Consider the following 13,343-nt stretch of genomic DNA (forward strand, 5'->3'; position numbering starts at 1 on the left):
ATCCCTGGTCGCGCTCAGGCGCCCAACATTGTGACTTGCTGGATGGCCTGGCGCATTTCCATGTTCAACACCAGTCGGGCATCTTCTGCCACTTCATCCAGACCCTCGGTGTAGCAGAGCATGCCTTCCTCGTCCTGGGTCAGAATCTCTGTTTTCTGGAGATTCTCAATGAAGTTTCTGAACAGCATCTTGTCGAAAAACTCGGGCGCGTTGACGCCAAACAGAATCGACATGCGCTGGGCCATCAAAGTGCTCTGCTCTTCCAGTTCCTTCGCACCGATACGGCCTGAGCCATACTTCCGCAGGATCGCGATCGAGATGTGGTAGCGCTCGAGTGTCTGGATTACGAACTTGGAAAGTGCCCGCAACCGCAGCGCCGCTTCAGAGCCATCGGCCGGTCGGCAAATCCTGTCTCCATCCAGTCGCAGCAGGTCCCGCTCTATCAGCACATCAATCCACTGCTCGATGACCGGATCGACATCTTCATCGGGGTAACGCAGGAAAAGCTCGGACTTGATATAGGGGTAAACGGCGCTGGCGAGAAAGACGACCTTTTCACGTTCCAATGACGAGAAGTTCTCGAACAGGCTGGCGATCAGTGCTGGCAAGGCAAACAGGTGTTGAATGTTGTTGCGATAATAGGTCATCAGAATCGCATTGTTGCCTTCCAGCGAGATGATATCGCCGAGATCCTGATGCACCCGGGAGATCAGTCCCATGCTCTCGCCGTAGGCGACCCAATCCGCGCCATCGCCCTCAGGGTAGGTGACGTGCTCGGAGTAGGGGGCGCTCCGGATCAGGTCGCAGAATTCATTCATCAAACGGATCAGGAGGCGCTCGTCCATTGTCAGCTTCTGTGTCGACAGCAGCACGGTCGCCAGCATGCCGATAGGATTGACGCTGACCGCGGCATTGATATTGACCGCAACCTGATCAGAGAGGCTCTCAACCGCCGTGTTCAGCCACTCCGGCCGATAGTCTCCACCGTAAGCTTCTTCCCGCCATTGTGGGCGGACGTCGTTGAGTACGTTGCTGAGCTGAATCGGCTCGCCGAAGTTAACGGCGACGCGCCCAAATGAACTGCGCAGATTTTTGGCGCTCTTGGCCAGCGAGAAAATACTTTCCTTCTGCTTTTTCTTGCCGCGTAGCTCACCCAGATAACTGCGGCCCTCCATGACCTTCTCGTACCCGATGTAAACAGGTATGAAGACAATGGGCTTGCGGTGATCGCGCAGGTAGCTGCGGACAGTCATCGACAGCATCCCAGGGCGTGGCTGAAGCATTCGCCCGGTGCGACTGCGCCCGCCTTCCACGAAGTATTCAACCGAGTACCCACGGGAAAACATGACGTGCATGTACTCATTAAAAACAGCAGCGTAAAGCGGATTATCCCTGAAGCTGCGGCGCATGAAGAAAGCACCGCCACGGCGCAGGATAGGGCCCACCACTGGCATGTTGAGATTGATGCCGGCGGCAATGTGGGGTGGCATCAGGCCGTTGCGGTAGAGCACGTAGGAGAGAAGCAGATAGTCGATATGTGACCGGTGACAGGGCACATAAATTACCGCGTTATCTTTCGCTGCATCCTGAGCCACCTGAATGTTATTGACGGCGACACCGTTGTAAATACGGTTCCACAGCCAGGACAGGGCAACCTCAAGAATCCGAATCGTCACCACCGACATGCTGGCGGCAATCTCGTCACCGTACTTCAAGGCCTTGGCGCGCACTTTCTCCGGCGGGATATCCTTCTCGCGGGCGGTTTCCCGTATAGCATCCTTTACCGCCGTGGTCCGGACCAGCGAGGCCACCAGAGTGCGACGGTGTGAAAGGTCAGGTCCCAACACCGCCTGACGGACGCGCCGGAAATGCGTTCTCAGAATGCGAGCCAGTTTACGGGTGGCGCGTTCCTCGTTGTCGCGGAATTCGTTGACCACATGCTGAAGGGAAATCGGCTTGTTAAACTGCACGTAGGTGTTACGGCCATGAACCAGAATGATCAGGAGTTTCTGAAGCCTGCCGGCGACCGACCAGGTATCGGATAGTAGCAGTTTGAACAGGGACTTCTCTTTGTCTGGCGAGCGCCCCCAGAACAGTGTCACGGGTACTATCTGGATGTCGCTCGATGGGTCGTGCAGTGCAAGTGACGTGACTTGCTTTATGCGTGGCGTCAGAGCGGGCGTGTGGCGCCGATTAAACAGACCACCGGCACGCTGATAAAGAAAGAAAAACGAACGGCGGGGGCCGTTCGGCACCGGTAGTGGTGCCTGGGACGAGGGTAGGCCCGCCCGTTTTACTTCCTGCTCCAGCACCAGTCGCGAAGATAATGAGCTGTATTGCAGGACATAACACACAGGTTTATCGGGATCGAGTTCGAGTTGGTCCTTCTCAGCACCCATTACATCGGTACGTACCCACAGGAAAAGAATCTTCCGCAACAGGTTAAAGAACAGGGAACTCAGCCCCGGAAAAATGCGCATGCCATCTCCAGTATCACTTTTGGTGCGCTAAGTTTACTTGGTCACCCATCCTGCGCAAAGCGCCAAGCGGCGTTAGCTGCAAAATGTCCCTGTCGGACTGCTGCTATGATACCTTTTGCCAAGGAATCTCTGACCTATCCGGAGGCTCTCTGACTGACAGACTGGACGGACACGTTTTATGACTGAAGCCAACGACGCGATACCGGGCTGGGTTTCCAGCTATTCCGATCAACCACCACGGCAGGGCGACGGTCTGGTTATCGCCACCGGACAGGCGCTGGTGCGTTCGGGGTCTGGCTGGTTACATGACGCAATGGCGCCAGGTGTGCCGCTATCGGAAACCAGTAAGCCGGTGTTTCTCGGTGAGCTTGATGGAAGGCGTATTTTCGTCGCGCGACCACAGAACCAAGCACTGCCCGAAGAAGAGCTGCTGGGATTGCGAGGTGCGATGTTGGGGGATGACCCGGTGCGGGCTACTCTCGCCAGTACCGCGTGTCAGGTGCTGCACTGGCAACAGGATCATCGGTTTTGCGGGCGCTGCGGCTCGCCAACACGGGATCACGCGCTGGAGCGCGCCAAATGGTGTGAAAACTGCGAGATTCCCTTTTACCCCCGGATTGCACCCTGCGTGATTGTTCAGATCATGGATGGTGACACTCTTTTCCTAGCACGCTCCAGCCGTCATCGCATGCATTACTTCAGTCTGATCGCAGGCTTCATTGAGCCCGGCGAAACAGCCGAGCAGGCGGTAGCCCGGGAAACCCTGGAAGAAACCGGCCTGAGGTTGCGTAACATCCGCTACCAGTGTTCCCAGCACTGGCCGTTCCCACATCAGCTTATGTTGGGCTTTCTGGCGGATTATGATGGCGGTGATATTTGTCTGCAGGAAGACGAGCTGGCTGAGGCGGGCTGGTACCACCCGGCCGATATGCCGCCGGTTCCACCGGATACAACGATCGCGGGCCGGTTGATAGAATCAGCCTGTGCCATTATTGAGCAATCTGACAGAGGTGATTCAGGCAAGTGAACACTCCCAGGATTCTGATATTTGACTCGGGTGTCGGTGGTCTCAGTATCGCGGGTATCCTGCGCCAGACGATGCCAGGTGCGGAGCAGATCTACCTGGCCGATACCGCATGCTTTCCGTACGGTGCGCTCTCGGAAATGCAGGTAAATGAGCGCTGCACGTCGCTTATCGCTCGTGCCCAGGCTTTGGTCAATGCCGATCTGATTGTTGTGGCGTGCAACACAGCCAGCACGGTGGTGTTACCGGAGCTGAGGCAAGAGGTTCAGATACCGGTGGTGGGTGTCGTGCCCGCTATCAAGCCGGCAGCGGAAATGTCTGTTAGCCGCCGTATTGGCATTCTGGCCACCCCTGCAACGGTTCAGCGCCGTTATACCGACGAACTGATTCAACAGTTTGCAGCGGACTGTCAGGTTACCCGCGTCGGACACCCTGACCTGGTGCGTTGGGCTGAAGAAAAAGTCTCCGGCAAAGCGGTTCCGATGGACCTGCTGGAAGAGGTTCTGACGCCATTGCTGGAGGTCGATGTCGATACCGTCGTGCTCGGTTGTACGCATTATCCATTGATAAAAGCGGAACTGCAGAATCTGATGCCTGACGTCAGATTCTGGGTGGACTCGGGGGAGGCAATCGCCCGACGCGTTCGCCATTTGCTTGTAGAAGCGGGCTTTACCCAGGCATCGCTTGAGAGTGCTGGTAGCAATCCGGTGACCGCCTATTTGTCAGGCGCTGCGCCTGACGGTCTGGCTGCATTCATGCAGGAACTGGGGCTTGAAGTAGGACGGGTTTACTCGCCCTGGCCATAAAAAAACCCGCCATTGGCGGGTTTGTTGTCGGTTTCGCCGGTCATCGATAGCGATTTGGCGTTAGTTGATCGATTCTCAGATAACGCGAGTGAGCTTCAGCATGGCGGCAAACTCGAGTGCGGGAATCGTACGACGATGGCAACAGTAGGTTTTGATTGTGTCACCGCGGAACCGTGATTTGGTGAACTCCAGTCCCTTGAAGTTGTATATAAAGTTGCACTTCGCGTACAGCCAATGAAATGTCTTCTTGAGAATGCTGCTTTCCTGGGATTCGGTTTCGCGATCCAGCGACAGCGGAATCAGACCAAGATCCAGGAAGGGCACGCCTTCTGACTGGAATACTTCCATGGCATGGGCCATCAGCGTATAAAAAATACCCTGCTTGAAATCAGCATTTGCACGGGAAATGTTCGGCACGTAACTGATGATCTTGTTGTTTTGGTAAATAGGGTCGAAATAGATAAAGCCGACGGCTTTGCCATCCTCGTAGGCGTAAAAGTGCCGTTCGTTCTCCCGGTAATCCATTTCCATGGGGCGGATCAGAAAGCGGATTTCGTTGCTTTTGACCTTGCGTGTGCGGATCCATGCTTCGGATATCTCACGGGTGTGGTCATCGCTGAAACGCTCCATCACTTCAATGCCATTGCGTTCTGCCTGGTTCAGCGCTGTGCGGATAATCTGCTTCTTTTTGCCTTTCAGGGACCATTTCTGGAGGTCGATGCGGGCCTCGCTGCCAAACTGGGTGCCATAGAGACCATAGCGACGGTGCAGAATGTCGACGACCGGCTTGGACACCTGGACATAGTTGGCATTGGGATGGCGCGCGTGAAAGCGCTCAATCATCAGTTCGAAGTTTTCGGGTGCACAGACCGGGTCTGACAGTACAAAGGCCATGCCCCATTTGCGCATGAACCCGATGTAGCCAACCCCGGGCAGATCGAAGTAATCCATGTTCGGCTGCAGGGTCGAGAATGATTGCGAATGAGTTCCGAAGCGCTTCAGGTAGTCGACTCGCTGCGAGAATGTGAACGCGGCTGACTCAGTACCGGCAAAGCGTTCCAGCGTAATCAGTTGATCTGTCATTGTGTTGCCTCCCGAAATACAGATTGCTGTCCCTGGTCTGACTTACGCCTGCTTTTGTCCCAGAATGGACCAGTAACAATTCATGTTGAGCAGCTTGAAGTGTTTCTTCTCAGTTACCTGAAGACCCAGGCGTTGCATGTGTTCCGGATAGTTGTAAATTTTGTGGAAGGCATTGTTGGCGAACAGCCAGAAGACAAACACAGCGCCGTACCAATACAGCTTCTTGAACATCCGCGCGAAAATGTTGCCGGTGGGGTAGCAGAAGTCGCCGACGACCACTTTGCCATCATCTTTTGCCAGGCTGATCAGGTGTTCGAGTACGTTCACCATCATGTTTTCCTCGAACACATTGAGGAAAAAGTTGGCAACCACCATGTCGTAATGATTCGTGGTGTCCACTTTCATGATGTCACTGTGGATTCGGCGGATCTCGAGGCCGGGCGCTTCGCTCTCAAGTGCTTCTCCGAACTTGCGCAACATGGTTTCCGACAGGTCGACGACCGTCACGTCCGCGCCAAGTTCTGCGGCGCGGATGGCGTCACGGCCATGACCTACACCAGCGAACAGAACCCGGGTGCCGGGTTTGATGGTCTCGACATCCAGCATTGCCGTTTTGCAGTGATGGATGTTTTTGCCGCTATAAAGGTTGCTCAGAAAATCGTAGACGGGGCCGATATATTTATATTTGTCGCGCATGGTCTGTTCCGTGCCTGTCCAAGTCAGAGAGTTCCCGCTGAGGCAGGCTGCTTTGTAGCAGCTCTTGTGGAACTTTGTGCCGGAGTGCGGGTGTTTATTGTTCTGGGAAAAGCTTAGTGAAGTCCGGCAGCCGGTTTTGTGGTGCAACCCTCATTTCGGGCTACATACGGTTACTTATTGCTACGCTTTGCAAACCAAATCAAAAAACAAGATCAGACTGTCTGACAATCAGTTTTGTGGCACTGTTGTGATTTCTCTTGTTTGTTCGCGTATTTGAAGGATTGGTGCAAAACTGATTCAGTACACTGGGCAAATGCCAATGATTGATGGCGATGAATCTGGATACAGAGGATGGCTGGCATGTCTGTAAGGTGGTATTTCAAAAAGTGCAAGAAGTGGCTCTGACGGCATTCGGGAGACAATCGGCAAGCTGGTTGGTCGCCATTGTTTTGGCGTTTCCGGCGCTTGCTGCAGACGGCGATCAGGCCGATAGTGACGCCGTTTCAATTGCCGGTGAAACGGTGACTTACCTGATAGTGGAAGACAAATCGCGGCCGTTTCAGATTGTGGTCAACGGGAAGAGTGCCGGGGGCATCGTATCTGAAATGGTGGATGCGATATTTCAAGGTTCCCGATACAGCGTCAAGCATCAGGTGTACCCGGTGAATCGTTTGCGCCAGGTTGTCGCTGACGACAAGGTAGCGGGCTGGATTGCCTATGAGGCTGTTCAGTGGCATACCTTCGGCAATCGGGGGTTGATGATTGAGGAGCCGCTATTTGAGACGCACCACGTCATGCTCACCTGCCGCCAGGATATTCCTGATCCGCTCACCAGTCTGGCGGACCTCAAGGGAATGAAAATACTTACCTTGCGCAACTTTTCCTATCCTGAACTTGGCAAAGCTGCCTCGGATGAGGGCATAAAGGAGCTTTCGATTGATCGCTATGATGCCGGTATCGATCTGGTGAGAATGGGCCGGGCCGATGGCTTTGTGGAAATGCAGAGCCGGCTAAGCTATCACGTGGCGGAGGCTCTCGCCGGCGAGAGCAATGCGTCATGCCTGCGAATGGTCGACTTCAGCCGGATTATTCCAGACTACCCGATCTATCTGAGTGTTGATATGCGTTGGTCCAGGGGCTTCAGGGACTTTGTGGCGCAGCGCATACGCGAATTGCGTCAGAGCGGCGAGCTTGCCGCGATACAACGCCGTTATCTGCAAGGAACCGAATTAAACCGCAGCCCGGGCACGGAGTTTTCGACACAGTAAAGCGTCTATCTCGGCAGCCGGCACGGCGGGACCGTAGAAGAAGCCCTGCATCTGCTGGCAGCCCAGGTTTTTCAGGTAGGCCAGTTGAACGTCGTTCTCAACCCCTTCAGCAACAATATCCAGCTGCAAGCCATGCGCCATGGCCACTATGGCGTTAACGATGCATGCCCCGTCGTCGTCGCTGCGAATCGTCTTAACAAAAGACTGATCGACCTTCAGCGTGTGGATAGGGAGGCGATGGAGGTAGTTCAGGGACGAGTAACCTGTGCCGAAGTCATCAATCGCGATCCGGATGCCGTGAGCAGCCAGCGCCTTCAACTTGCGACTGATCTGTTCGAGGTCATTCATGATCACATTTTCGGTGATTTCGATTTCAAGATTCTCGGGCGGGAAATCGGCAGCTTTCAGTTTGGCAATCAGGTTGGGCACAAATCGCGGTTGTTCGACCTGAAGTGGCGAAAGATTCACCGCTAGTCGAAGGTTCTTGTTGCCCTGTTTGATCCAGTTCTTGGTCTGCCGGCATGCGGTTTCGAGAACCTGATCGCTCAATTCGGTAATCAGTTTGGTTTCCTCTGCCAGCGGCAGGAAGTCCCGGGGGTAGAGTAATCCCCGCTCGGGATGATGCCATCTCACCAGCGCTTCAAGCCCGAGTATCTGACCGGTATCAGCTGCAACCTGCGGTTGGTAGTGCACGCAGAGTTCGCCATTGACCAGCGCCTGTCGCAAGTCGCGTTCGAGACTGAGGCGGTTGGCTGTGTCGATGCTCATGGTGTCGCTGTAGAAGCGATAACCGTCCTTGCCGCTTGCCTTGACGTGGTACATCGCGATGTCAGCGCACTGAATGAGCTGATCCATCGATTCACCGCCCTCGGGGAAAATGGCGATACCGACACTGACACCCACAAACACCTCGTGCTCACCCAGCTGAAAGGGAGCCTTTAGCACGTGTATCAGTTTACGGGCGATCTTGCGGGCGTCTTCATTGCCCGAGATGGCAGGTAGCAACAGGGTAAATTCATCACCACCAAAGCGGGACAGGGTATCTCCCTTGCGCAGGCAGCTTTCCAGACGCTGGGTAACTGCCTGAAGCAGGCGGTCTCCCATGGCGTGACCCAGGGTGTCGTTGACGACCTTGAAGCGGTCAAGATCAAGGAACATGACGGCGAGTTTCTGATCGGTGCGCTGGGCCTGGGTAATCGCCAGCATCAGGCGATCCTTGAACAGGGCCCTGTTGGGCAGACGGGTCAGAAGGTCGTGGTAGGCCTGGAAGTTGATAAAGGCTTCGGCTTCCTTGCGCTCGGTAATATCGCGGGCCGAGCCGTAGATGCGGGCTTCCCCGATGCGGCGCCGGACACTGCCCTGAGGTAGAAACTGAGCCCCTTCATCACCAATCGGAAAGGCGGTGATTTCGAAGAAACGATTGGCCTGACGGCTGCCACGGGTTTTCAGGCGTATTTCGAAAGTTCGCGGATTTTCTGCGCTGATTGCAGGATCTTGAAGCGCATAGGTGCCACGACTGATGTCCTGCTCTTCAATCAGATGGCGAAAGTGTCGACCGATTAACTCTGTTGACTGATACCCGAGCAGCGCTTCGACCTTATGGTTTACAAAACAGATGCGGCCTTCCTGATCCAGCATGAAGACGATGTCGGGGGAGGAGTTGACGATGTAGCGGTGCAGTTCTTCCGACTTTTTAAGGCGCTGCTGCACGTTCTCGTGTGCATATTCCAGAGCCTGCTTGCGCAGAACATTTCCTACCGTGGCGAGCAGTGCATCCGGATCAAACGGTTTGCGAATGTAATCTTCTGCGCCGCGCCGCAACGCCCGGCTAACCGCTGAAAACGATGATTCTCCGCTAACCACGACCACCGGAACGTTTATTTTTTCGTCCTGGATGAACTGCATGACGGCATGGCCATCCACATCCGGCATGCGTAGATCCAGCATCACCAGATTGAATGACTCCTTCTTGAGGCTTTCGCAGGCAGCCCGACCGCCCAGGGCAGGGCAGGCGTTAAAGCCATGCTCCTCGAGCAGATCGACAAGGCTTTCAAGCAGACGAGGCTCATCATCGACGACCAGAATGCGTGCGTCAGCAGCCAGTGGCTCGTTTTGTCGGTCCAGCATCATTGTGTTTGCCCATCCTCATTGGGGGCTCCGTTGCCAGTTTCTCAGATCGTGGCAGCGGGTTCTTCCCGGTTATCGCTTCTGGTGTATGTGGTTGCTGGCAGCAGGAGGCGAAAACTGGTGCCTTCCGGTCCTGTCCTGCAGCTGATGATGCCCTCCATGTCATCAGTAAGTTGTTTTACTATGCTCAGTCCAAGGCCACTGTGGCCCGGGCCTTTAGTGGAATGCACCGGTTTGAACAGGGCATTCCGGATCGACTCGGGTATTCCGTTCCCGGAGTCTTCAATTGTTAATTCTACCCATTGGCGACCATCCTGCCAGACCGGCGCTGCGGTTTGAAACTGCACACGTCCACCTTTCGGCATGGATTCAACGGCATTTCGGACCAGGTTCATAATGAGTTGGCGAACCGGTCCCCGTGTTGCCTTGATGAATGTCGGGGCCGATGTCAGTCGCAATTCACTCGAAATTTCGTTGGGCAGGAACAGCGCCTCGTCAAACAGGTCACTGAGTAGATTCAGTTCGTCGTTGAGGCTGAGGCCTTCGCTGTTGCTGTCTTGAGCTGACTCATTTTCAGGCAGTCCAGCCGAGCTGATTCTTTCAAGCAGTCCTGCTGCACGCTCAAGCTCCTCCCGGACCACCTGAAGATCGGCATCCACCAAATCACTGCCTTCAAGGGTTTTCAGTTTTTTCTGCAGCTGATGAATGTATTGGCTGACAATTGTCAGCGGATTGCTGACCTCGTGAACGCGCTTGCGGAGCTCAATTCGATGTGTCAGTTGCTCGAGCGATTCGCCTTGCTGGACGTGGTGCTGCTGGTAGGGATCCAGATGACCCCCCAGCACGGCAACCCGGTGAGCAAACAACGTCACGAGGCTTTCAAAGTCAGCAAATTCGCCAGCCGATTCCAGTCCGATAACGTATAGCCCGAAGCAGTGGCCCTGATGACAGACCGGCACGCCCATCATGCTCGGCGTGTTCAACAGACCCAGTAGCTGCTGGTCGAGTATGGAAACGGCGTCGCTCTGAAGCACCTGAGCGTTATTGTCTGTCGCAATATAGGTGATCAGACTGGCCGGATCATCCAGTGGCACATGGATCGCCGGAGGTGATACCCGTGTTGCGGCCAGCAGCGACAGTTCGTCATCCCGGCGAATAAACGCGAGTCCGGGCCGGTCGGTAACCGCGCTGAGATTGCCAAGTGCACCGCTAAGCAGCTCTGCTTCCGTTGCGACATCGGGAAGGCTGCCGATGGCCTGCTCAATGACCGCTGAGCGAATCACTTCATGAAACAGTTGGCGCTGGACTGCAAGCGCATCGAATGTGCCATCCAGTGGGATACCGAAATCACTGGCAATGGATGCCACTTCGCGATCAATGCGGGTGCTGATCTCTTTGGCGAGAGCGCCGGTGAGTCCGAAGATGGTATGCGCGGCATCGAAGCCACCCGAATCCGAGAGTGCCAAACGTGTAGAAAGGTTGATCAACTTGACCAGGTGAGCGGCGTCGCGAATGTCCCGCGCAGGGGCTTGCTGATAGCGAATGGCATCAGTCGCCATCTGTCCCAGCCCCCAATGTCCTGCGAGCCTTGCTGCAATATCGATCTGCTGATCGAGGATCGCCTGGTAGTTTTCGCTGTCTGTTGCGCGCAGGGCGATCAGCTCACCGGCATTATGCAGCATGCCCACCATGAAGGCTTCTTCGGTATCCGGGTATCCGGTGAGTTTGGCGAGTGCGCGGGCGGTGAGGGCTGTGGTCAGGGAATGCCGCCAGAAATCCCGAATCTGCTGCCATCGTTCGGCGCCGAGATCCAGCAGCAAATGTTGCAGTGAGGCCGTGATGATAAGCGTCTGTAAGCGGTGAGTACCCAGCCGGAGCAATGCGTGCTCGATCGCAGTGACTTCTCCGGGGCGTCCGTAGAGCGCCGAATTGGCGAGCGCGAGCACACGGCCACAAAGTGCTGTGTCAGCGCTGATGATGCGGCCTATCTCACGATAGTCACAATCATTACGACATGCTTCCATTGCGCGCAAGACGACTTGCGGCAAACTGGGCAAATCGCTGTTTGCCGGTAGTGCCATTGGAGCCCGGGTCATATTTATGACGCTTTAGTCATTTATAGTTCTTTTCAGAGGAGCTTAGACAAATAAAAGATATAAGCAACCAGTATCTGGCCAATTATTGGCCTGTTTCTCTCAATTTTGCATGTAAAATACGGTAAATCTTCGGGTTGTTGCGTCATCAGGCGCGTTTTTCGTCTGTCAACCACCTCCTTGGCGACGGTACAATCGTGTTTTCGATCTCCGTCAAACGGGCATGTTGTCATTCATGAGCGAATCAAGTGCGCAAGCGCCCCGCCACCCCCGCATCCTTGCTGTTACCGGTGGCAAGGGTGGTATCGGTAAAACCTCCGTTTCCCTTAATCTGGCGTTGGCCCTCAGCCGTCAGGGTAACCGGGTGTTATTGCTTGATGGTGACACAGATCTGGCCAACGTCACGATTATGCTGGGCCAATACCCCCGATTGAGTCTTGCAGACGTGCTGGCAGGCACTTGCACACTGGAGCAGGCGATCTTCGAAGCGCCATACGGGCTGCATATTCTGCCCGGTGCTTCGGGTGTTGAGCGCTGCATGGGGATTGCTCCATCAGATCGTCTGGCCGTCATGCGCGGGTTGGCGTCCTTCGAAAAGCACTATGACTATATTCTGATCGATACTGCAGCAGGGCTGCAGGACAATGTGATCCACATGATTGCCAGTGCGGCGCTGGCGTGCGTGGTGGTGACGCCGGATCCGACTTCGCTGACGGATGCCTTTTCATTGATAAAGGTACTTCGCAGGCGAGGCTACCGGCGCACCCCGAGCGTGCTGATCAACATGGCGAAGAATGCGGGGCAGGCCCAGGGCATCTTCCAGCGCTTCTACACCGCGCTTCAGAAGCATCTGGATGTGACGCCTCATTATCTGGGCGCGATCTGGCGTGACGACACTCTGCGCGAATCAGTGCGACTGCAGCGGCCGGTGTCGCTATCGGCGCCATCTGACCCCTGTTACCGACAGTTCCGGGTCCTGGCCGATATGCTCAAGGTCCGCTTCAACCAATTGGAGCCCCGGCGCTCGGGATTTGCCGCTTACTGGAATCGGGTCGCCGAACGTCAGGGTTCGGCGCCGCAAGTGAAGGTCGCGCCTGTTGCGATCGAGCAACGATGGCTCGACTGGTCAAATCAGCTTCAAGCCCTGATCAATCATCCGGATAGCACGTCTATACAGCAATACAACGCGCTGACCAGTTGCTTCGTTCAGTTGGGTGAAACCATTAACGAAGACACGATCGAGATTATCCAGACCGGGCTGGCTTCCATGCCCTGGGAGCGATTGCCCGGCGCGCAGCGCGAGCACTTCGCGGCACATCTGCGTCACCTCGCCGATCAGATCTCGCCACCACGGCGTGAACCCGCCCGGCCGGCTGCACCAGCAAAGCGAAGACGTCAGGTGCCAGAACCACGTTATGATGAGGTGCGGTTCGGACATCAGGATTCGCTGTTACGGGCTTTGCGGGAACAACCGGACAACGTGTCACTGGATACGCTGCTGGACACCCTGACGGGCGGCCGTTCCCGAAAGTAAGTTCTGTTGATTGTCTGGCCCGTCTTGTGACTATAGAGTCTGCTTTGATTTGATCGGCGCCCCGCCCGGGGGGTAGCACATTGAAAAATGCTCACGTACACGACGATGGGTTTGCTGTACCTTTGTGTTGTTTTCTTGCTTCAGATCACCCATTTGTCATGCAGTGCACTCTAAAATGGCGTCAAAGGATATTGACGGTCGCTGAGTTTGAGTCGTGATGTATGGGTCAGAC

9 protein-coding genes are annotated in these 13,343 nt (G+C 55.3%); 4 read left to right on the forward strand and 5 right to left on the reverse strand.

Annotation, left to right across the window (positions count from 1 at the left end; genetic code table 11):
- Positions 1–14: 14 nt before the first annotated feature.
- The gene (plsB, locus tag ACUN9X_RS15035; RefSeq protein ID WP_445473620.1) at positions 15–2,480 is read right to left on the reverse strand and encodes a glycerol-3-phosphate 1-O-acyltransferase PlsB; all 2,466 of its coding nucleotides are present in this window, start codon (positions 2,478–2,480) and stop codon (positions 15–17) included.
- 178 nt (positions 2,481–2,658) lie between these two features.
- Here plsB and nudC point away from each other — a divergent pair, with 178 nt between their 5' ends.
- Positions 2,659–3,507 carry an NAD(+) diphosphatase gene (gene nudC, locus ACUN9X_RS15040; RefSeq protein ID WP_445473621.1) on the forward strand — a complete coding sequence of 283 codons (849 nt, stop codon included), beginning with the start codon at positions 2,659–2,661 and terminating at the stop codon, positions 3,505–3,507.
- Positions 3,504–4,310, forward strand: coding sequence for a glutamate racemase (murI, locus tag ACUN9X_RS15045; protein ID WP_445473622.1), 807 nt, complete (start codon positions 3,504–3,506; stop codon positions 4,308–4,310). Before nudC ends, murI begins: the two co-directional genes overlap by 4 nt.
- A 75-nt stretch (positions 4,311–4,385) precedes the next feature.
- Here the strand turns inward: murI and ACUN9X_RS15050 are convergent, their stop codons facing one another.
- Both ACUN9X_RS15050 and ACUN9X_RS15055 read right to left on the reverse strand, forming a co-directional pair.
- Entirely contained in the window at positions 4,386–5,393 is a 1,008-nt protein-coding gene (locus tag ACUN9X_RS15050) for a DUF2156 domain-containing protein (protein ID WP_260034451.1), read from the reverse strand.
- Positions 5,394–5,435: 42 nt separating this feature from the next.
- On the reverse strand, positions 5,436–6,089 hold the full coding sequence (locus ACUN9X_RS15055) for a class I SAM-dependent methyltransferase (protein ID WP_260034452.1): 654 nt from the start codon (positions 6,087–6,089) through the stop codon (positions 5,436–5,438).
- Positions 6,090–6,421: 332 nt separating this feature from the next.
- Between ACUN9X_RS15055 and ACUN9X_RS15060 the strand changes: the two genes are divergently transcribed.
- Positions 6,422–7,357, forward strand: a complete 936-nt coding sequence (locus ACUN9X_RS15060) for a hypothetical protein (protein ID WP_445473623.1) — start codon at positions 6,422–6,424, stop codon at positions 7,355–7,357.
- On the opposite strand, the gene ACUN9X_RS15065 is transcribed toward ACUN9X_RS15060, so the two are convergent.
- Together ACUN9X_RS15065 and ACUN9X_RS15070 are read right to left on the reverse strand one after the other, a co-directional pair.
- Positions 7,319–9,487: an EAL domain-containing protein gene (locus ACUN9X_RS15065; RefSeq protein ID WP_445473624.1), complete on the reverse strand. Its 2,169-nt coding sequence runs from the start codon at positions 9,485–9,487 to the stop codon at positions 7,319–7,321. The genes ACUN9X_RS15060 and ACUN9X_RS15065 overlap by 39 nt on opposite strands.
- A 41-nt stretch (positions 9,488–9,528) precedes the next feature.
- The gene (locus tag ACUN9X_RS15070) at positions 9,529–11,580 is read right to left on the reverse strand and encodes an HDOD domain-containing protein (RefSeq protein WP_445473625.1); all 2,052 of its coding nucleotides are present in this window, start codon (positions 11,578–11,580) and stop codon (positions 9,529–9,531) included.
- A gap of 232 nt (positions 11,581–11,812) precedes the next feature.
- Between ACUN9X_RS15070 and ACUN9X_RS15075 the strand changes: the two genes are divergently transcribed.
- Positions 11,813–13,111: an AAA family ATPase gene (locus tag ACUN9X_RS15075; RefSeq protein WP_445473626.1), complete on the forward strand. Its 1,299-nt coding sequence runs from the start codon at positions 11,813–11,815 to the stop codon at positions 13,109–13,111.
- The last annotated feature ends 232 nt before the right edge of the window (positions 13,112–13,343 follow it).

It is taken from the genome of Marinobacter sp. V032 (assembly GCF_052645435.1).